The organism is Flavobacterium franklandianum (genome assembly GCF_007097365.1).
Lineage (GTDB): Bacteria > Bacteroidota > Bacteroidia > Flavobacteriales > Flavobacteriaceae > Flavobacterium > Flavobacterium franklandianum.
Genome location: NZ_VJZR01000004.1, coordinates 161,696 through 184,463, shown reverse-complemented (window position 1 = coordinate 184,463; position 22,768 = coordinate 161,696). Strand labels below are relative to the sequence as shown.

Genomic DNA, 22,768 nt, shown 5'->3' with positions numbered 1-22,768 from the left:
TCTTTTCTGCATAAATAAAATTTTTCTTCCAAAAAATAACGTTTACATACTATATAAAATATGATATATATCATATTTGAAACAATTATTTATTTTGAAATTTGATACACTAATCTAATTTAAATCAAAGAGATATGGCAAATTTTGATATTAAACACATTAAAAATGTGGTTTTAGTGGGACATACCGGAAGCGGCAAGACGACTCTAATTGAGTCGATGTTATTTGAAGCTGGGACAATCAATCGAAGAGGTTCCATCCTAGAGAAAAATACAGTCGCCGATTATTCGGATATTGAACACGAAAAAGGTAAATCTTTTTTTTCTAAATTAGTAAATACAAAATGGAGAGGCTACAAAATAAATTTGCTGGACACGCCCGGTTACGATGATTTCGCTGGAGAAATTATTGGAGCAATGCGCGTTGCCGATTGTGGTTTAATGCTTTTGAACTCTTCGATGGGTGTTGAAGTAGGAACCGACATTATTTGGGAGTATGCCAATGATTATAAATTACCCATTTTGTTAGCCGTAAACCAATTAGACAATGAAAAATCAGACTTCGACAAAACCATTCAAGATGCCAAAGATCATTTTGGACAAAGTGTGGTTGTGGTTCAATATCCTTTAAACCAGGGTCTAGAATTTGACGCTATTGTCGATGTTTTGAATATGGTGCTGTACAAATATCCAAAAAATGGTGGAAAACCCGAAAAACTGCCCATTCCGGAAACTGAAATCGAAAAAGCGAATCGTTTGCATCAGGAATTAATAGAAACAATCGCAGGAAACGACGAAACCTTAATGGAATTATATTTCGAAAAAGGAGAGTTGAATGAAAATGAAATGAAATTAGGTTTGCATCACTCCTTGATAAAACACGAAATCTTCCCTGTCTTTTGTGTATCAGCCAAGAAAAATATGGGAAGTGGTCGCATCATGGGATTCATTGATAATGTGTGTCCATCGGCTTATGAAATGCCCAAACAAAAAACCATCGACGGAAAAGAAATTGAATGCAGCGAAAAAGGTCCAACTGCCATATTTATTTATAAAAACCTCTCAGAGCCTCATATTGGCGATTTAAGTTTCTTCAAGGTACTTTCGGGAAAAATCAAAGTGGGAGACGAATTAACCAACGAAAATACGGGTCAAATCGAACGCATCAATCAATTGTATGAAGTGGAAGGAAGCAAACGAACTGCTGTAAATGAATTGACCGCTGGAGATATTGGTGCGACTTTAAAATTGAAAGACACACACATCAATAACACGCTTCACGAAAAAGGAAAACACATTGAAATTACGCCAATTGTTTTTCCAAATTCTACTTATTCGATTGCTGTGGAAGGCACCAAAAAGGGCGAAGAAGAAAAATTATCCATGGCTTTGCACCAATTGGTCGAAGAAGATCCAACCATTAGAATTGAAGTTTCACCTGAATTGAATCAGACTATTATTCATTGTCATGGTGAGTTGCATTTAGCCATCATTAAATGGAAACTAGAAAAACAATATAAACTCTCTGTGGAATTCCGAAATCCGAAAATACCGTATCGCGAAACGATTCAAAAAAGTGCCGAAGTCACCTATCGTCACAAAAAACAATCGGGTGGTTCCGGACAATTTGCCGAAATAGCAATGAAAATCGAACCTTGGTACGAAGGAATGGATGAACCCAAAGGATATAATATTAGAGGAAAAGAAGAAATTGATTTACATTGGGGTGGAAAATTAATTTATTACAACTGCATTGTTGGTGGAGCAATTGATACCCGTTTTCATACATCAATTTTGAAAGGAATTATGGAGAAAATGAATAGTGGTCCATTAACTGGTTCTTATGTTAGAGATATAAGAGTTGTTGTTTTTGATGGAAAAATGCACTCTGTAGACAGTAACGATTCAGCTTTTAGAACAGCTGGAATGATGGCGTTCAAAGAAAACTTTGTAAAAGCCGACCCACAGTTATTAGAGCCTTATTATCGCGTTCAAATTCAAGCTCCAGAAGAACTTACTGGCGCCATTATGAGTAATATTCAAACTCATAGAGCCGCTGTTGAAAGTATGGATGGCGAAGGTCAATTTACTCTGATTACGGCTTATCTTCCATTTGCAGAAATACAGGAATTTGGTAGTGATTTGCGTTCCATCACTCAGGGAAGAGCTCGATTTACTATGAAATTTGATCATTATGAATCGGTTTCTTTTGATATGCAGAAAAAATTAGTTTCTGAATTTAAAAAAGAAGAAGAACTGGTATAAATGCATTTCAATAAATTTGTCTAAACTTTTGGGTTCAGTGTAAATTTGGGAAACTTTTTGTTTCTTGTGACCTTAAATATAGACTAAATCGAAAAATAAAAATCTTTTGTTGCTATTTTTGGGAATTGAGGTTAATAAAAATACCCCCAAATAGTGTCTAATTTTTTGGGGGCAGTTACACTATTGTTCAGGGCTTTTGTTCTCCTAGAAAATAATACTATTTCCAACCTCCTCCTAAGTCTCTATAGACGTGAACAGTGGCATTGAGTTGGGCTTTTTTGGTTTCTACCAATTCGAGTTTATTTTCCAAGGCATCTCGTTGAGTCATTAAGACTTCAAAATAATCTACACGCGCCGATTTAAATAAATCACCAGCCACATCAATTGAGCGATTCAATGCAGCTACTTGTTGCGATTTTAGCTCATAGCTTTTTTCCAGATTATTGATTCTGGAAAGTTGGCTCGAAACTTCTAGATATGCATTCAAGATGGTACGTTCGTAGTTGTACAAAGCTTGCAATTGTCTTGCATTGGCAGAACTGTACTCGGCTTTGATGGCATTTCTATTAATGACCGGCGCGACCAAATCTCCCGCCAAGGAATACAACAAAGATTCTGGCAACGTAAACAAATACGAAGGTTTGAACGCATTGAATCCTACCGCTGCAGAAATATCAAGTGACGGATAAAACTCGGCACGAGCAACTTTCACATCCAGTTTTGCCGCTTCGAGTTCCAATTCTGCTTGTTTGATGTCAGGACGATTCGCTAACATTTGCGAAGGAATCCCAGAATGAATTACCGCAGGAATCAAACTTACAAAATTGGTTTTATCTCTCGTAATTTCCTGTGGATATTGCCCCAGAAGGAAGTTGATTTTATTCTCCGTTTCTTTGATGTTTTGCAGAATATCAAACTCCATACTTTTTGAAGCCAAAACCTCGGCTTGAAACTTTTGTACTGCCAATTCAGTAGCTCTAGCGGCTTCTTTCTGAATTTTTACGATTTCCAAAGCGTTACTTTGCAAGGCTATATTCTGTTTTACGATATCCAATTGGCTATCCAAAGCCAGCAATTCGTAATAAGAATCAGCCACCTCGGCAATAAGATTCGTAATCACGAAATTCTTTCCTTCAACAGTCGATAAATAACGACTTACAGCCGCTTTCTTCGAATTGCGTAGTTTTTTCCAAATATCTACTTCCCAACTGGCAAAAGCCGCCAACTTGAAATCAGCCAACGGATCGGGCATTTCTTTGCCGGGCATTATCTCAGTAGAAGCATCTCCAGCACCTTGACTAGTGTAGCGCCCCACTTTTTCGATTCCTGCGCCAACTCCAACTCCAACGCTTGGTAAAAGTGCGCCTTTTCGAACACGAATATCGTTTTTGGCGATTTCTATTTCTTGCAAAGTAATCTGCAATTCTTGATTGTTTTTCAAGGCCGTATCAATCAAACTCACCAAATTTGGATCTTTGAAATAGGTTCTCCACAGTGTACTGGACATATTGGTCGTATCGGTACTCTTTTCAAATGATTCAGGAACAGATTTTGTTGCTGTCAAAGGTGTTAGAGCTGGAGTACAACTAGCTACCGCCAAGCAAATACTTAGCGTAACACTATATTTAAATAACTTTTTATTTAGCATGATGATCATCAAATTCTTCGGTTAATGGATTTTCTTTTTGATTTTTAACATAGGTAAATCTTTCGGCTATTTTACCGAAAATATAATACAATCCTGGTATCACAAAGACACCACAAATGGTTCCTATCAACATACCTCCAGCTGCAGCAGTTCCAATAGTTCGGTTACCAATTTTACCTGGTCCTGTAGCCATAGCAAGTGGCAATAAGCCTGCAATAAAAGCAAAAGAGGTCATCAAAATAGCACGAAATCTTGCTTTGGCGCCTTCTATTGCAGCTTCAAAAACTGATTTTCCTGCCGCATGCTTTTGTATGGCAAATTCTACAATCAACACGGCATTTTTTCCGAGTAAACCAATGAGCATTACCATAGCAACTTGAGCATAAATATTATTTTCTAATCCTGTCAGTTTTAACATAAGGAAAGCGCCAAAAATACCTGCTGGCAAAGAAAGGATTACCGAAAATGGTAAAATAAAACTTTCGTATTGAGCGGCCAAAACCAAGTACACAAATGCTAAACAAATTAAGAATACCCATATTGCCTGATTGCCTTGAGCAACCTCATCGGCAGAGATACCTGCCCAATCGATATCATATCCTCTAGGTAATTTTTCGACAGCAACATCTTGAATTACTTTAATGGCAGTTCCACTGCTATATCCCGGAGCAGCAGAACCACTAATTTCTGTAGAAGTGTACATATTATGCCTTGTAATTTCAGATAGACCATACACCTTTTCTAATTTCATAAAAGCTGAAAAAGGCACCATTTCATCCCGATTGTTTTTTACATAGAGTTTTAAAATATCATTGGGTTGTGAGCGATATTCTGGTGCAGCTTGAACGATTACTTTATAATTAATTCCGAATTTAATGAAACTAATCTCGTAGTTACTTCCAACAAGAGTAGACAAAGTATTCATCGCATTTTCGATAGATACTCCTTTTTGTTGTGCAAGATCATTGTCCACCTTCATCATGTACTGCGGAAAACTAGCACTATAGAAACTAAATACATTGGACAATTCAGGACGCTTGTTCAATTCTTTTACGAAATCAGTATTGATTGATTCCATTTTTTTGTAATCGCCCGAACCCGTTTTATCCAATAAGCGAAGTTCAAATCCTCCTGCTGCTCCATATCCAGGTACGGCTGGTGGTTGAAAAAATTCGATATTGGCTCCCGGAATGTCTTTCGACTTTTCTTCTAATGCTGTCATTATCTCCTGAACTGATTGTTTTCTGTCGCTCCAATCCTTAAGATTTATCAAACAAGTTCCTGCATTAGATCCTGTTCCTTCGGTCAAAATTTCATAACCCGCCAATGAAGAAACTGATTTTACTCCTTCTACACCTTCGGCAATTTTTTGTAATTTATCTGCAATATCATTAGTTCGTTCTAAAGATGAACCAGGAGGAGTTTGAATAATGGCATAAAACATTCCTTGATCCTCATTTGGAATAAATCCTGATGGAACGGTACTACTGATAAGCCAAGTTCCAGCACAAAAAACTAAAAGGACTATAAAAGTAACTGACTGTCTGTTCACTATTTTTCCTAATAGATTTTCATATTTAGTTTGTGTCAGGTTAAACCAATCGTTAAAACCATCTACGAATTTATTTATAGGTGTTTTCTTTTTAGGTTTTCCGTGATTGTTTTTCAACATCATCGCACAGAGCGCTGGTGTTAATGTCAATGCCACGACGCCTGAAAGAACAATTGAAGTTACCATTGTAATCGAAAATTGTCTATAAAACATTCCGACTGGACCAGACATAAATGTAACAGGAATAAATACTGCTACCATCAAAAAGGTAATGGCAATAATAGCTCCCGAAATTTCGTGCATTACTTTTTTAGTTGCTTTAAGAGCCGAAATAGGTTCTTCTTCCATTTTGGCATGAACAGCTTCAATAACTACAATCGCATTATCGACGACTATCCCAATGGCCAAAACCAAAGCAAATAAAGTAATTAAATTAAGTGAAATATCGAAGAATTGCATGAAAACAAAAGTTCCTATCAATGAGACTGGTACTGCTACAGCGGTAATGATTGTAGAACGCCAATCTCCTAAGAAGAGAAACACCACCAATCCTACTAAAAGAAACGCTTCAATTAATGTGTGAATTACCTTTTCGATAGAAGCATCCAAGAATTTCGAAACATCATACGAAATTTCATAATCCATTCCTTTTGGGAATTTCTTTTTAATGGTTTCTAATTTGGTCTTGATATCAGCAATAACTTGATTAGCATTACTGCCAAAAGATTGTTTTAGTACGATTGCAGCAGATGGTTTTCCATTCAAATTGGAATAAATATCATACATCGAGCTACCAAATTCCACTTTGGCAATATCTTTTAAACGCAAAAGTTCGCCATTGCTGTTGGATCGTACTACAATATTTTCATATTGCTCTTTGGTGGTAAAACGGCCAGAGTATTTCAATACATATTCAAACGCTTGTGAACGTTTACCTGAGGCTTCACCTGTTTTTCCCGGCGAGGCTTCTAAACTTTGACTTGATAAAGCTTCCATTAACTCATCGGCTGAAATTTTATAAGCCAACATACGATCTGGTTTCAACCAAATACGCATTGCATATTCTCGTGTTCCTAAAATATCCCCAGATCCAATACCATTTACCCTTTTTAATTCTGATAAAACATTGATATCGGCATAATTGTATAAGAACTTCATGTCGGTATTTTTATCCGTACTAAAAAGGTTCACATACATCAACATACTCGGTACTTCTCGGGTAATCTTTACCCCTTCTCTTACTACCAATGGTGGCAATTTATTGGTAACCGAAGCGACGCGATTTTGAACATTAATGGCAGCTTGATTGGGATCAGTACCTAAGTTAAACACAACTTGTATACTCGCTTCACCATCATTTCCTGCATCAGAGGTCATATATTTCATTCCTGGAACTCCATTCAAAGCTCTTTCTAATGGAATAACAACCGATTTGATCATCAATTCCCCGTTAGAACCAGGATAATCTGCAGTAATATTGACCATTGGTGGCGATATGGTCGGAAATTGGGTTATTGGCAAATTCATTACCGCTAACACCCCTAAAAAGACTATGATAAGCGATATTACTATCGACATAACAGGTCTTTGTATAAATTTATCAAACATTGATTTATTTTTTAATGATTAAACAAAATGGAGTTTCATATTCTAAATAGTAAACCGTTACTGAACACTGTAAACTAAATACTATTAGCTTACTATTACTCCGCTTTTAATCGTAAATTATTAATTACTTTTTGAGGCGCTACGAAATCATAATTAATTTTGTCGTTATCTTTTACCTTCTGAATGCCTTCAAATAGAATTTTATCGCTTGCAGTAATTCCACTTTTTATGACATACAAATCTGGAATTTCTCCTGAAACTGTAATCTCTCTAGAACTTACTTTATTGCTTTTATCCACAACAAAAACATACTTTTTATCTTGAATTTCATAGGTTGCTTTTTGAGGAATCACGATCGCGTTTCTCAAGGGAACAACCATTTGCACTTGTCCCGTTTCACCGTTTCGAAGCAATTTATCTGAATTGGCAAATCTTGCCCTAAAAGCGATATTTCCGGTTTCGTTATCAAATTCACTTTCGATAACTTCTACTTTTCCTTTGTATTTAAATAAGTCGCCATTGGCTAAAACCAGATTCACATTGTTGTCGGCACGATCTTTTAAATCCGTCTCATATTGAATATATTCTGGTTCAGAAACGTTGAAATAAGCAAACATTTGACTATTGTCTGAAAGGCTCGTCAATAATTCCCCTTCGTCTATAAGACTTCCTAATTTTTTAGGAATTCGGTCGATGATTCCATCAAAGGGCGCTCTAATTTCAGTGAATGACAAATGAAGTTTTGCTAGTGCTACTTCTGCTCGTGCTTGATCTAACCTGGCCTGAGCAACAACTTGCTCATTTTTGGAAACTATGTTTTTATCTGCTAACGTCTTAGCATTCTGAAATTCAACTTCAGCGGCTTTGGTTTCGGCTTGTGCTTTCAACAATTCAGCTTGATACAATCCAGGCATGATTCGAAATAACACTTGCCCTGCCTTTACAAATTGACCTTCATCAACATAAATATTTTGTAAATAGCCTTTTTCCTGAGCCCGAATTTCAACGTTTCTCACTGATTTGATTTGGGAAACATATTGCTTGGTAAACGAAGTATCAATGGATATAGGATTAGTAACCGTAAATTTTTCAACTTCTTTTTTTTCTTGTTTTTTTGATGTACAGCTTGTTATACACGTCAAGGCTATCAAGCCCGCGAACACGATTATTTTCTTCATGATATAAAAATGGTTTTAATAGATAATGCTTGGAATGAGGAATTCCTTTGAAAAAAAAACACAATCAGTTGCCAGCGTTAATTATGAACCTTAAATAAAGATAAAATGAAATAAATAGCCTCGATTAAAGATACAAAATCACATCTTTGGGAACTGATGTGCGGTAAATATCAAATTCTGAAATCTCCTATTACAAGATAAATAGGATTGGAATGAACACTAAAAGGTTCGGAAATTTTAAAATTATCGGAGCGATTTTTAAAAAAAAATGGGTCAGCGAAAGTCAAATACCAATTGTTTAAGAATCCGTTGGTATTTGCTAATAAATGATTAGAATTTCCTTCTTCTTGATTTTCATTGGTATGGAACTCCTCGTCAAAATCAATATCAATTACTACATTTATGGTACTATGTCGATTTGATTTTTTGTGTTTAATTTGTTCATGTTTTACACCATATTCAGAAAAAGTAGCTCTTGCAGCACTTTGATGCGTATTTGCAAATAAATGATTTCCTCCAAGTGCAAGAAGAAAAAGTAAGAATATGTAATAAATATTTGCTTTCATATTTTTTGCGAAGTTAATGACAAACTAACATCAACAAAGTAATTTTAACTTTTTTTTTATAAGTTAGATTTATATATTACCTAAAATTGAAATTTTATTAACGGCAGTTTGCACATTTTTATTTGATAAATAATGAATTTCCTAACAAACTTTTCAACCAGATTCCAACGACTAAAGCAATGATTAACAGGATTGAGAATAAATAGAAAATAGTAATTTCTGTGCTTAAACCCAGCAATAATGGTCCTGCAAAAGCTGCGGCAGACCAAGCCGTTAAGATGTAACCCAAAACTTGTCCGTAATTTTCAGTTCCATAAATACTTTTTACAAACGAAGGCATTGTAGCAAAACCAGCTCCGTAACCCGCAATAATCACATAAGTCAAGATTTGAAAAGATGTATTATTGGTCGAAAAACTAGGAATTAAAGTGAAGCAAATAGCATTTATTCCAATAAAAAGCATAAAAGTAGTCCAACACCCAATTTTATCCGAAATACTGGACCAAAACAAACGCCCAATCCCATTAAACAACCCGATGATGGCTACAAACATTGTCGCCTGTGCAGTACTCATTCCTACCACTTCTTGCCCTAAAACAGCCGCTTTGGAGATAATGGCAATTCCGCCACAAACGTTTAAGAACAACAATAACCAAAGTGCCATAAAACGTTTGTCTGTTAGGATTTCTTTTGGAGTTAAATCGATATGAGTGTGGTGTGGTGTGCTCGTACTTTCAGGATTTGCCAAATATAATGCGCTCAACAACATGCAAATTCCGTAGCCAATTCCAAGTGTGGCAAAAGCGCCTGATAATCCCATAGAAGCAATTAAAGGCCCAATTAAAAAAGAAGCCAATAAGGAACCTAAAGCAAAAGACATAATGATAATTCCGGAAGCCAATCCCGGTTTGTCAGGAAACCATTTTACGACGGTATAAACTGGAACAACATATCCAAATCCTAAACCAATTCCTTGTAAAACACCAAATGTTAGGTAAAACAAGTAGATATTACCCATATTTACAGCCAAAGCACTTCCTAATAATCCTAAGGTTAAAAATAATGTTGCTAGCAATCCTGCTTTGGTTGGCCCCACTTTTTGAGCCAATTTGCACATAAAAGCTGCCGTTAATCCTAAGAAACAAATGGCTAAACTAAACCCTGTTTTGGTATCGTGAGCATCCCAATTCAATTCATTAGATAAAGGTTCGATCCATTTGCTATACGCATAAATAGACCCGATGGACAGCTGCATAATCATTCCTGCCAACACGATTAAATATTTATTCTTTTTCATTCTTCTAATTCTTAATGCGGTAAAATCTGAATTTATTTTATGGTAACGTTATCTAAATACGAGCTGAAAATAGCTTTGGCATTTTCTAAGGCTTCTGTTGTAGGCGAAGGTGTATCGGCTAACTCATATTTCATATTCATCAACTCCCATTTGTGTTTTCCCAATTGGTGAAAAGGGATAATTTCTACTCTTTCAACTGTTTTATAACCCGAAAAATGTTTGGCCCATTCGTGTAAATATTCCTCTTGATCCGTCCATCCCGGAACAAAAACATAACGCAACCACATTGGTTTGCCTGTGCTTTCGCGGTGTTCGGCAATTTTTAATGTAGTGGTATTGTTTAAACTAGTGAGTTTTTTGTGCCATTCTGGATTGATGTGTTTGACATCCAATAGCAGCAAATCAGTTCTTTCTAAAAGTTCTTTAGTGTGATCGTCTAAAACGCGTCCATTCGAATCCAAACACGTATTGATTCCGTTTTCGTGCAAACGATCAAATAAGTGAATTAATTTGGTTCTTTGCAACAAAGGTTCACCACCAGAAACGGTTACTCCACCTTGTTTACCAAAATAAGATTTTTGTTTTAATGCTTTCGAAACCAATTCGTCAATTGTGACCAATGTTCCTCCGTGAATGTCTATAGAATCTGGATTTTGACAATACAAACATCGAAATTGACAACCTTGAACAAATACCACCATCCGAATTCCGGGACCATCGTGGGTTCCAAAAGTTTCTAAAGAATGAATCCTTAAAATATCATTATCCGAATCGTTTAATAAATGGGCGTCTTGTTCTAGGAAGTACATAGGTGTTTGTTATTAAAATTGGTTCTACTGTGTTTTTTATGAAAAGCTAAAACATTATATTAATCCAGCCAACCAGTATAGCTCACAAACAAATAAACCATTAAGATCATTAAGAAAATTAAGATTTAGTGCGCTTAATGAACCTTAAAATCTTAATGGTTTGAAAATAAGCTAAATGTTCACAATTTTCCCAGAAGAACCTTAAAATTAAATTCTATTTCTTTAAGTAAAAATTTAAAAAAATAGAATTTATAAAAATACATTATAATTTGAAATTACATAGTACTGTGGAAAGTTCTGCTGATAACTTCTAATTGGTGTGCTTTGGACAAACGTACAAAATTAACAGCGTAACCCGAAACACGGATAGTCAATTGAGGATAATTCTCAGGATGATTGTAGGCGTCCAACAAGGTTTCTTTGTTTAGAATATTCACATTCAAGTGGTGTGCATTTCTTCCAAAATAAGCATCCAATGTAGTGGTCAAATTACTAACTTGCTCTTCTAAATTGTTTCCTAATGATTTGGGAACCATAGTGAAAGTATAAGAAATTCCGTCTTGGGCATCGTTGTAATTCAATTTACTTACCGAGTTCAAAGAAGCAATCGCTCCATTTTCATCTCTACCGTGCATTGGATTGGCACCCGGAGCAAAAGCCTCGCCCGCTTTACGACCGTCAGGTGTTGCACCTGTATTGGAACCGTACATCACATTAGAAGTAATCGTTAACAAGGAAAGTGTTGGTGTCGAATTTTTATACGTTTTGTGTTTTCTCAACTCATCGATAAAGATTTTGGTCACTTCTTGAGCAATAACATCTACTCTATCGTCGTCATTACCAAATTTTGGAAAATCACCTTCAATTTTAAAATCTGAAGTCAAACCAAATTCGTTTCTAACTGGCGTTACTTTGGCATATTTAATAGCAGAAAGTGAATCGGCAATAATCGAAATTCCCGCAGCTCCATAAGCGATATCAATTTTTGGATTGCTATCAATCAATGACATCTGAGCTCTTTCATAATAATATTTATCGTGCATATAATGAATGATATACATTGATTTTGCGTAGACACGAGCTACTTCGGCCAATGTTTTCTTGAAAGATTTCATTACCGTATTATAGTCCAATACTTCGTCGTCCATTTCTGAAATACCACTCACAACTTGAGCCCCTTCTACTTCTTCTCTACCTCCATTCAATGATAATAAAAGCGCTTTTGGTAAATTGGCACGAGCCCCAAAGTGTTGAATCGTTTTTCCAATTTCTTGATACGAAACACAACAAGCAATTCCGTAATCGTCTGAACCACGATTGTCTCTCATCAAATCGTCATTTTCATATTGAAGTGATGAAGTGTCGATAGAAACTTGTGCACAAAAATCTTTGAAACCTTGTGGCAAACTTTCAGACCAAAGAATCGTTAAATTCGGTTCTGGTGAAGCACCTAAATTGTAAAGTGTTTGCAAGAAACGGAAAGAAGTTTTAGTCACTTTGGTTCTTCCATCGTGTAATTGACCTCCAATGGCTTCAGTAACCCAAGTTGGATCTCCACCAAAAATAGCATCGTAAGCTCCCGGACGAAGGTGACGCACTAATCGCAATTTCATTACAAATTGGTCAATATATTCTTGAGCTTGCTCTTCGTCAATAATTCCAGCTTCGATATCATTTTGAATGTAAACATCTAAAAACGAAGAAACATTTCCAAGAGACATTGCTGCTCCATCTTGTTCTTTTACAGCACTTAAATATCCTAAATAAGTAAACTGAACTGCTTCGTGAGCAGTAGTTGCTGGTTTCGAAATGTCAATTCCATAAGAAAGAGCCATGGTTTTCATGTCTTGCAAGGCTTTAATTTGCTCTGCAATTTCTTCACGCAAACGAACTTTAGCATCGCTCATTTCGCCAGAAACATTTATTTTATCTAATTTTTTTTCTGTAATCAATCGGTCAATACCATAAAGAGCTACTCTTCTGAAATCACCTATTATTCTTCCTCTTGCATAATTATCAGGTAAACCTGTCAATACGTGTTTGGATCTGAATGTTTTAATTTCACCATCATAAGCATCAAAAACAGCTTGATTGTGATTTTTGGCGTAGTTAAAAATATCTACTACTCTGTCTGAAACTTTCAATCCTTTTTCTGCTACAGCTGATTCAACTAATTTGATTCCACCATAAGGTTTCATCGCTCTTTTTAATAGTTCATCAGTTTGAAGTCCTACAATAGTTTCATTTTCTTTTTGAATGTATCCTGGTTCAAATGAGGTAATATTAGAAATAACCTCGGTATCAATGGCAAGACAACCACCATTTTCTCTTTCTTTCACAAGTGATTCTTTACAAACATCCCAAAGTTGAATTGTTCTGAATGATGGGCCAACCAAAAAACTCGCATCACCTTCGTACGATTTAAGGTTTTGCAATATAAAATCGTGTACATTAATACTGTCTTTCCAAACACCAACTTTAAACTCTAAACTTTTTACTAAATTTTTCATTTTTTATATCTCTAAAATTTATCTAAATTCTTTCCTTTATTTCTATGATTAAATTTACGAAATATGTAAATAGAATATGTATTTTACGATTTTTTTAGGAATAGCTTAAAGTTTTACCTCATTGAAAACTAATTCAATACATTATTAGTCTCATAAATTTATTATCTTAATTATTTCAAGGATTTTGAAGTAAAATTGTGAAAATTACGATAACGGTATAGCTTTTTTTAATTTTTATTTTTGTCTCAATTTCTTCTGAAAACGAACCTGTAGAGTGAATTTTTATTAAAAAAAATGGAATGAAATTGGTATAAACTGGAACATAATTCATAGAAGAATCGATCCAAAAACAAACTAATTCCGTTAGAAATAGTAAATAAAAATCCCCTTTCAAAGCAAAACTTCGAAAGGGGATTTGATGAAAATATATTTTAATACCATTTACACTTTCAATTCAAATAGAGTATCAAAAATGACTCCTTAATAAGGAGCAATACTTATTTGGTGTAAACCGTGTTTTCCTGCTCCGCTACTCTTATAAAAGTAGTTCGTTTGGTCAATTCTTTCAAACGGGAAGCACCAACATAGGTACAAGCACTTCGCAAACCGCCAAGAATATCTTTTAAAGTCACTTCAACATCGCCTCTAAAAGGCACTTCAACTGTTTTTCCCTCGCTTGCACGATATTCAGCTACGCCACCTAAATGTTTTTCCATTGCAGTGGTCGAACTCATCCCGTAAAATTGTTTGAACTTTTCGCCATCAATTTCTATCAATTCACCACCGCTTTCGGTATGACCAGCAAGCATTCCGCCAAGCATGACAAAATCGGCACCAGCTCCAAAAGCTTTGGCCACATCACCCGGAGTTTTGCAACCACCATCACTAATGATTTGTCCGCCAAGACCGTGAGCGGCATCGGCACATTCGATAATAGCTGAAAGTTGAGGATAACCCACACCCGTTTTTACTCTGGTAGTACAAACCGAACCGGGTCCAATTCCTACCTTTATCATATCGGCTCCAGCCAATAATAATTCTTCTACCATTTCGCCTGTCACCACATTTCCGGCAATAATCACTTTATCGGGATATTGCTTGCGAGTTTGTTGCACAAAATTTACAAAATGCTCCGAATAGCCATTGGCCACATCTATACAAATGAATTTCAATTGTGGATTGGCTTGGAAAATATCAGCTATTTTTTTGGAATCGTTTTTTCCTGTTCCGGTACTTATGGCGATGTAATTATACATTTCTGGCGCTAAATCACGCAAAAAATCATTCCATTCCTGAACGGAATAATGTTTGTGGATGGCGGTAAAAAGTTTGTCTTCGGCCAAAGCTTTTGCCATAGCAAATGTTCCTACAGTATCCATATTGGCAGCCATAATTGGAACTCCTGTCCAAGTTGCGGTACTGTGCAAAAATTTGAATTCTCTTTCTAAACTGACATGAGAACGGCTCTTTAATGTTGATCGTTTAGGTCTAATCATTACATCTTTGAACCCCAATTTCATTTCTGTTTCTATTCTCATTTGGTAGTGATTTTAATGGTATAAATATGTTTCAAATTTAAGAAAAATTATACTTTAATAGTATTTTTTTGTGCGTTACTTATTTTGCAGCTGCTCAAAACATCAATACCTCTTTAGCGGCAAACATCAATGCCAAGTTTGCATCTTTAGAAAAAAAAATAGAATTTCAAACTTTTTACCATCAAATTCTAAATTCAGATTACAAAAAAATTAACAATTAATTGTTAATTAACTTGTTAAACTGTTTTTTTTTTTTTTTGTAGATTTACAAAACATTCATTATCAATATCCTAAACTATGAGAAACCTATTATTATTAATCTTAACCGTGTTTACCTTAACCTCTTGTGATAAAGACGATGATAAACCTAAAACAGAGTTAGAAAAACTACCGCCTGCTACGCAAACTGGAGCAAAAACCTTTGGTTGCTTGCTCGATGGAGTGGCTTTTGTGCCAGGAAATCAAAATCTCGCTAAAAATTGTGTTTATCAGTATGTTAATGGATATTATTTTTCATTGCAAGGAAGCACTTATCCTAAAAATCAACTAATAGGATTAGGCCTAAGTACAGATAATTTAAAAATAGAAGAGGGTAAAATTTATATTCTTCAAGATAAAATCGATGGAAATGCTTCAGGATTGTATTACTTCGGAGATGATATAACTGGAATTTATGAATTGAAAAGGACATCTAACGTAGAAAAAGGGGAAATGAAAATATCCAAACTTGATTTTACCAAACACATTGTTTCAGGTACATTTTGGTACGACATTAAAGATGGCAAAGGTGTGATTCACAAAATACGAGAAGGTCGTTTCGATATGCAATATACGAATTAACAACAGAAAAGATATGTAATAAATAACTAAAAAAGAAAGACTAATCCGTTAGATGGAACAGTTTCTCATCGTAAAAAAATTAGCACCTCACGTTTATTAATTTTAACACTACCAAAATATGAAAAAAAATTGCTTTTTATTCAGTATTCTTCTTGCTTTTAATGTTGTTGTGGCACAGCAAGAAATAAACACGGCATTCACAACGCAAATGAACACCACTTTTGGCAATCTAGACAAAAACCGAGTGCCGCACGGCATCCTTCTAGATTATGGTATGGAATTTACAAATGTTCCTAGATACAATGGGACGCTTACAGATAGTACCTTTACTAATAAGACGGCAATGAGCCAAATTTATAAAACCTTATTAACGAGCCGGATTCGTGATGTTACCGCAGGTTTTGTTACACCAACAGAGTATGACACTCGTTGGAGAAACAACCGTAGCGGTAGTTATGTTGCTATTGGCGGTCTATTCTTTAGATACGTTCAAGTAGCAGATAATGCAGTAACTACGAATAAAATAACGGTTACCAATGCCAAGGCCTATGACAAATTTATTAGTGGTGTTTGGCAAAATCCGTATCAAGAATTTCAAACATTTGCAATGACACCTGACATACAAAAATATGAAGGTTTAACTATGCAAGTTCGCATCCCATCTACATTATTTTATAGCAATTATCAAAGTACAGTTCAGTCTATACAAATTGATTTTGGAAATGGAGCTGGTTATGTAACTGTTCCGTTTAATCAAAATGTTGCGGTAAATTATACTACAGAAGGGGTGAAAATTTGGAAGTATAAACTCAACTTGACAACTGGGACATCCTTGTACAACCAATCGAGAATTAAAGTGCTGCAAACAATGACGATCATTCCTTACAGCCAAAGAAACAATTAGTAAAAGTAAAAACTTATGAAAAAGCTATTAATACTATCTTTAGTTGCCTTTATTTTAAGCTCGTGCGACAAAGACAACGACAAACCCAAAACCGAACTAGAAAAACTACCAGCAGCCACACAAATAGGTGCTAATAAAGCAGGTTGCTTGGTCGATGGTATGGCATTCTTGCCCAAAGGATATTTCCCGGGAGGAAGTGCCTTATTCTTTTTCTATCAAGATGGTAGAAATCTTACTCTAGGAATATCTCAAAGGGACGATAATAAGATTCGTTCTGTAAATATTGCATCTTTAAATCAAAATTTACACGATAATGTAAATGTAATTTTTCCACTAAAGAGCTATGGTTCTAATTCAAAATATGCTGAGTTTAATATAAATTCTGTAGCTCGTCCTCATCCGAATTACTATTCAACCACAGAAACAATTACGGGCGAACTAAAAATTACTTATCACAATTTTGATAAAGCAATAATGAGCGGTACGTTTTGGTTTGATGCTGTAAATAGTGAGGGTGAGATTGTTAAAGTACGTGAGGGTAGATTTGACGTGAAATATTAAATTAACATAAAAAAAACAAATTAATTATGAAAAATATTTTTACAATAGCAATATTGGTAATTTTCTGTTTGCAAAATGTAGAAGCACAAACAGTTTATAGTCAAACGATAACAGGTATAAAGCAGCATCTAGGAGCAACAGCAACGGTAATGCTAACTATCGATTTAGCAGCAGGACATTCTGATATTATTAAACCATTGATCGTAGCCGAAGGTTTTGATTTAGGTGCTGTTTTTAGCCCCGAAAATACAAGGGGTATGAATACTTATGAAGAAACATTCAGAACGAGTTTGCAATTTTCAAACAGTACTGAGCTAAGAAATCTCATTTACGAAAACAACAAGCAATATGACATCATTTATGTCGATTGGAATAATGGCTCCGATTATTTGCAGCGCAACGCTTACGCTCTCGAAGAAGTAATCAAATGGGTAAATGCTATGAAAGTAGGCACTGAGTAAAATGTCATTTTAGGACAAAGTATGGGTGGTGTTATTGCTCGCTATGCGCTTGCAGATATGGAGCAAAATATGCAACAAACAGGAGTAGATCATCAAACTCGTTTGTTTATATCGCACGATGCACCACAACAAGGAGCAAATATTCCTGTTAGCCTTCAATATATGTATCGTCATTTAAATAATCAATATGTAAAATCTCCTGCATTGCTAGCTGGAGGCGAAATAATAGTTCCACTTTTTACAGATGTTCAGCCAGTTTCTACCTATCTTTCTATTCTTGATTTACCAGCGACAAAACAGCTATTGTCTAATTCATCAACTAGTAATTATACTATAAACAATTTTGAACATAATGCTTTTTATAATGAATTAAAAGCCAAAGGATTGCCAAATTGTGGCGGTTATCCAATAAATTGTAGAAATATTGCTATTAGTAATGGTGCCGAATGTGGTCTGGGTCAAGGTTTTAATCCTGGAGAAAATTTAGTAAATTATAATTGGAACAAAGGATTAACTTTTGGTGGCGATTTATTAAGTATGGTGTATCTTCCCTTAGGCGGTGTTATTGGCGGACGAATATTGGACAATGATTTTTATGGAGTAGCTCTAACTGGTTTAATACCTGGTAAATCTAAATTTGACGTTGAGTTTAATGCTAAAGCTATGCCGTACGGAACAAGTAATCAAATTTATAAAGGTAAAGTATCTTATACCAAAAAAATATTATGGATCGGTCCTAACATAACTGTTAATATTACAAATGTCCAAAAAAGCCAACCAGCTGGAATTTTACCATTAGATACCTATGGGGGAGGATTTTATGATACTTCAATAGTTGCTGGCTCGTTAACACTTCCTAATTTGTATGTTCGAGATAAATTTAATTTCATACCTACTACAAGTTCATTAGATATTGGTAAAAGAAATATTGTACTGCAAGATGCTGATTATAAAAGTGCTTATATCGGTGCGATGCCTCCAGTTGCACCAAATAATTCGCCATTTGTTAATTTTAGTTCCGATTTTGAAGTAAACAATCCAAATTCAAGTAACAAAAGTCATATTTCTTTCAATGCAAGAAATGGCGAATGGTTTGCAAGAGAATTAAATGCAAATGCAATTACAACAAATTGCTCGTTTCTTTGCTCAGGAACTTCTAGTTCTCAAATCTCTGGAAATGAAACTCTTTGTACATCCGCAAATTATTCAGCTCCAACAGGTGCAACTACTTATACTTGGTCAATTACACAAGGTAATAGTTTAGTAACTCTTTCTGGAAATGGCACAAACTCAATTGTATTAAATAAAACATCGCCCAATGCAAGTGGTTCAGTTACACTAAACTTAAATTTTGGAAGTCCTACTTGTGGATTTAGAACCATTACAAAAGTTATTTGGGTTGGTTCAAAAGTCTTTAACGACGTTGTACAAAATAGCAGTTGCTCATCCGTAACTATAGATTTTGTTGGAGCAGGAAATTCTTTGTCAAACATTAGCTTTTCGCAATTTATAACAAATGGCACTACCGTAAATCCAAATGTGACCTATTATGCAAATGGAACTAATAGTAATGGCGATCCTAGTTTTATAATTCTTTTACCCTCTAATCCTCAACCTTCTTTTTTATTATACAATATAACTTATACTGATAATTGCGGATCAACAATAACCCAGTATGCACATTATAGGCCAATTAATTGTAGGAGTAATTATAGATTAGCAACTGCTAATACAACATTCCAAATTTTTCCGAATCCATCGAATTCACTCATAAACATTACACTTTTTGATGAAAATTTAGCTCCAAAACCAACTGCAGTTATTAAGGGAACACTATACGACCTAAATAATATTGAAAAAACCAGTTTAAATATTATAGGCAATACTGCTCAAATAGATGTAAGCCATTTCAAAAAAGGCATTTATGTCTTAAAAATAAGTGTTGATGGAGATATAGAAAGTCATCAAGTTATTGTGGAATAAACCTTTCTTTTTAAATAATTAATCCGACATTTTACCAAAAATATCAGATTTTTTTTTATATCATTTTAGACCATAAAATAAAAATTTCACTAATTGACAACCAATAAATTGGTGAAAATTAGTGAAATCGTTATTTGAAATATATACTTCTTAGAAAACGAAAATAGCTCTTTCGCTCATCATTTCGTTTACATCATTGGCAACTTCTTCGATAATTTCTTCGTTGGTATGATCTGAAATTACTTTATCAATCAAGGCAACAATAGTTTCCATATCTTCTTCAACTAATCCACGAGTGGTAATAGCTGCAGTTCCAACACGAATTCCAGAAGTTACAAACGGTGATTTATCATCAAAGGGAACCATATTTTTATTTACGGTAATTTCCGCTTTTACTAAAGCATTTTCTGCATCTTTACCTGAAATTCCTTTGTTTCTCAAATCAATCAACATCATATGATTATCCGTTCCACCCGAAATAATATCATAGCCTCTTTTTACAAAAGCATCAGCCATAGCATTGGCATTTTTTTGCAATTGCAAAGCATATCTAAAGAATTCGTCTGTCAAAGCTTCACCAAAAGCAACCGCTTTGGCAGCAATAATATGCATCAAAGGACCACCTTGATTTCCGGGGAAAACGGCTAAATCCAATAAAGAAGACATCATCCTGATTTCGCCTTTTGGAGTGGTTAAACCCATTTTGTTTGGAAAATCTTTTCCCATCAAAATTAAACCACCTCGAGGACCACGCAACGTTTTGTGTGTTGTAGTAGTAACAATATGACAATGAGGCAAAGGATCATTCATCAAACCTTTGGCAATTAGACCCGCAGGATGCGAAATATCAGCTAATAAAATAGCACCAACAGAATCAGCAATAACTCTAAAACGCTCAAAATCCATATCACGAGAGTAAGCCGAAGCTCCTGCAATGATTAATTTTGGTTGCTCTTTGGTAGCAATTTCTTGAATTTTATCATAATCTAATCGTCCAGTTTCCTTATCAACTCCATAAAATGAAGGCGAGTATAAACGTCCAGAGAAATTCACTGGCGAACCGTGAGTTAAATGTCCACCATGCGATAAATCGAAACCTAAAATTTTATCTCCAGGTTTTAAACAAGCGTGATAAACCGCAGTATTGGCTTGAGAACCGGAGTGAGGCTGAACATTGGCATATTCGGCACCAAATAATTCTTTGGCTCTATCAATGGCGATTTGCTCGATTACATCAACCACTTCGCAACCTCCATAATATCTTTTGCCAGGATATCCCTCGGCATATTTATTGGTTAAAACAGAACCAGCTGCTTCCATTACTTCATCACTTACAAAATTCTCAGAAGCGATAAGTTCTAGTCCGTGAATTTGTCTGTCTTGTTCCTCTAAAATAAGGTCAAAAATTTGTTTGTCGCGTTGCATTTCTTTGATTTTAGTTAATTTGTGGCAAAAATACAAAAAATCGTTTGGTAAATAGTAAGATTATGATATATTTGATGAGTAATTCTTAACAATATAATTAACAATAGTATGCCAATATCAGCTAATAATACCAACAGAAAATCTTGGATAGAAGTCCCCGTTGATAGCGATTTCCCAATTCAAAACATTCCATTTGGCGTTTTTATTACTAAAGATGACGTAATTACCATTGGAACCAGAATAGGAGATTGTGCCATAGATATGGGAGCATTACAACAATTAAACTATTTTGAAGGAATCGAATTGACCGACGATATGTTTATGCAAGACACCTTGAATGATTTTATTTCAGACGGAAAAAAAACATGGCGTTTGGTTAGAAATCGCTTGGCAGAATTGTTTGACGTAACCAATCCAAAACTTAGAGACAATAAAGAACATAGAGAAATAGTAATTTTTAATGTAAAATATATCGAAATGCAATTGCCAGTATTAATTGGTGATTATACCGATTTCTTTTCCAATAAAGAACACGCACTCAACGTAGGGAAAATTTACCGCGACCCAGAACATTTGTTGTCGCCAAATTGGCTTCATATCCCAGTCGCGTATCACGGCCGAAGTTCTTCGATTATTCCTTCAGGAATTCCGGTGCATAGACCAATGGGACAAACTCTACCAAAAGGAGAGAAAACACCTGTTTTTGGCCCTTCGAGATTAGTAGATTTCGAATTAGAAATGGCTTTTATCACGACAGATGTCAACGTTATGGGCGAAAACATTCCAATAAACGAAGCCGAAGATTATATTTTTGGAATGGTTTTATTGAATGATTGGAGTGCGCGCGATATTCAAAAATGGGAATACGAACCACTAGGACCGTTTTTATCCAAAAACTTTGCTACCTCTATTTCGCCTTGGATTATCACGATGGATGCTTTGGAACCTTTTAGAACTAAAGGCCCAAAACAGGATCCCTCACCTCTTCCCTATTTGCAACAAAAAGGCAAAAACAATTTCGACATTAATTTAGAAGTAGCCATTCAGCCTGAAAATGAGGAACCAACAATTGTTTCAAAATCGAATGTAAAAAACATGTATTGGTCTATGAATCAACAATTAACACACCACACATCCAATGGTTGTCGTGTTAATTCTGGCGATATGATGGGATCAGGAACTATTTCAGGGCCAACACCAGATACTTTTGGCTCGCTATTAGAATTGACTTTTGGAGGAAAAATGCCAATACAACTCAACGATGGTTCCGAACGCAAGTTCTTAAATGACGACGATACTGTAATTATGAAAGGTTTTAGCAAGAACAACGGTGTTCGAATAGGTTTTGGGGAACTCTCAACTAAATTGCTTCCTCCGTATGTAAGGAAATAAATCATTTTTCACGCTCCATCTCATCCGACATTTTATAAAGTGTCGGATTTTTTATGTATTTTATCGACAAACTCTTTATTGGCGTAAAAAAACAATACTAATTCTTTTTGTTACAAATTTATAAAAATCCTATTGTTCTAATAAATTATTAGTAAATTTGCTCTAATGAAAAAATCAGGTTTACATATAACAACTTTATCACGGATAAACAGATCTACGACTTCTCCCGAAG

General features: G+C 35.1%; 16 protein-coding genes. 7 read left to right on the top strand and 9 right to left on the bottom strand.

The features are described 5' to 3' along the window. The first annotated feature begins 134 nt into the window (after nucleotides 1-134). A complete protein-coding gene (locus FNW17_RS07150; RefSeq protein ID WP_144071276.1) occupies nucleotides 135-2,264 on the top strand; it encodes an elongation factor G in 2,130 nt (709 codons plus the stop codon). Between the two features lie 217 nt (nucleotides 2,265-2,481). On the opposite strand, the gene FNW17_RS07145 is transcribed toward FNW17_RS07150, so the two are convergent. The 8 genes from FNW17_RS07145 to FNW17_RS07110 form a co-directional block, all read right to left on the bottom strand. Then, complete coding sequence (locus FNW17_RS07145; protein ID WP_144071275.1) at nucleotides 2,482-3,912, bottom strand: TolC family protein; 1,431 nt, start codon at nucleotides 3,910-3,912, stop codon at nucleotides 2,482-2,484. Beyond that, nucleotides 3,902-7,072 (bottom strand): efflux RND transporter permease subunit, encoded by a 3,171-nt coding sequence (locus FNW17_RS07140; RefSeq protein WP_144071274.1) that lies wholly within the window; start codon nucleotides 7,070-7,072, stop codon nucleotides 3,902-3,904. Before FNW17_RS07140 ends, FNW17_RS07145 begins: the two co-directional genes overlap by 11 nt. Nucleotides 7,073-7,167: 95 nt before the next feature. Continuing rightward, on the bottom strand, nucleotides 7,168-8,250 hold the full coding sequence (locus tag FNW17_RS07135; protein WP_144071273.1) for an efflux RND transporter periplasmic adaptor subunit: 1,083 nt from the start codon (nucleotides 8,248-8,250) through the stop codon (nucleotides 7,168-7,170). 170 nt (nucleotides 8,251-8,420) lie between these two features. Then, nucleotides 8,421-8,816, bottom strand: coding sequence for a hypothetical protein (locus FNW17_RS07130; RefSeq protein ID WP_144071272.1), 396 nt, complete (start codon nucleotides 8,814-8,816; stop codon nucleotides 8,421-8,423). A gap of 118 nt (nucleotides 8,817-8,934) precedes the next feature. Then, the gene (locus tag FNW17_RS07125) at nucleotides 8,935-10,113 is read right to left on the bottom strand and encodes an L-lactate MFS transporter (RefSeq protein WP_144071271.1); all 1,179 of its coding nucleotides are present in this window, start codon (nucleotides 10,111-10,113) and stop codon (nucleotides 8,935-8,937) included. Nucleotides 10,114-10,145: 32 nt separating this feature from the next. Beyond that, nucleotides 10,146-10,922, bottom strand: a complete 777-nt coding sequence (gene pflA / locus FNW17_RS07120) for a pyruvate formate-lyase-activating protein (RefSeq protein WP_144071270.1) — start codon at nucleotides 10,920-10,922, stop codon at nucleotides 10,146-10,148. 275 nt (nucleotides 10,923-11,197) lie between these two features. After that, nucleotides 11,198-13,432: a formate C-acetyltransferase gene (gene pflB, locus FNW17_RS07115; protein WP_143390946.1), complete on the bottom strand. Its 2,235-nt coding sequence runs from the start codon at nucleotides 13,430-13,432 to the stop codon at nucleotides 11,198-11,200. 497 nt (nucleotides 13,433-13,929) lie between these two features. Continuing rightward, nucleotides 13,930-14,970 carry a GMP reductase gene (locus FNW17_RS07110; RefSeq protein WP_144071269.1) on the bottom strand — a complete coding sequence of 347 codons (1,041 nt, stop codon included), beginning with the start codon at nucleotides 14,968-14,970 and terminating at the stop codon, nucleotides 13,930-13,932. Nucleotides 14,971-15,267: 297 nt separating this feature from the next. Here FNW17_RS07110 and FNW17_RS07105 point away from each other — a divergent pair, with 297 nt between their 5' ends. From FNW17_RS07105 to FNW17_RS07085, 5 genes are all read left to right on the top strand, one after another. Continuing rightward, on the top strand, nucleotides 15,268-15,810 hold the full coding sequence (locus FNW17_RS07105; RefSeq protein ID WP_144071268.1) for a hypothetical protein: 543 nt from the start codon (nucleotides 15,268-15,270) through the stop codon (nucleotides 15,808-15,810). Between the two features lie 118 nt (nucleotides 15,811-15,928). After that, a complete protein-coding gene (locus tag FNW17_RS07100) occupies nucleotides 15,929-16,714 on the top strand; it encodes a hypothetical protein (RefSeq protein WP_144071267.1) in 786 nt (261 codons plus the stop codon). A 15-nt stretch (nucleotides 16,715-16,729) separates the two neighbouring features. Further along, complete coding sequence (locus FNW17_RS07095) at nucleotides 16,730-17,275, top strand: DUF6252 family protein (RefSeq protein ID WP_144071266.1); 546 nt, start codon at nucleotides 16,730-16,732, stop codon at nucleotides 17,273-17,275. A gap of 26 nt (nucleotides 17,276-17,301) precedes the next feature. Continuing rightward, complete coding sequence (locus FNW17_RS07090; protein WP_144071265.1) at nucleotides 17,302-17,736, top strand: hypothetical protein; 435 nt, start codon at nucleotides 17,302-17,304, stop codon at nucleotides 17,734-17,736. A 21-nt stretch (nucleotides 17,737-17,757) separates the two neighbouring features. Further along, a complete protein-coding gene (locus FNW17_RS07085) occupies nucleotides 17,758-19,719 on the top strand; it encodes a T9SS type A sorting domain-containing protein (protein WP_144071264.1) in 1,962 nt (653 codons plus the stop codon). A gap of 150 nt (nucleotides 19,720-19,869) precedes the next feature. Here FNW17_RS07085 and glyA read toward each other — a convergent pair whose 3' ends face one another. Then, on the bottom strand, nucleotides 19,870-21,144 hold the full coding sequence (glyA, locus tag FNW17_RS07080; protein WP_144071263.1) for a serine hydroxymethyltransferase: 1,275 nt from the start codon (nucleotides 21,142-21,144) through the stop codon (nucleotides 19,870-19,872). A 108-nt stretch (nucleotides 21,145-21,252) separates the two neighbouring features. Between glyA and fahA the strand changes: the two genes are divergently transcribed. Beyond that, entirely contained in the window at nucleotides 21,253-22,536 is a 1,284-nt protein-coding gene (gene fahA / locus FNW17_RS07075) for a fumarylacetoacetase (protein WP_143390943.1), read from the top strand. Nucleotides 22,537-22,768 lie beyond the last annotated feature (232 nt).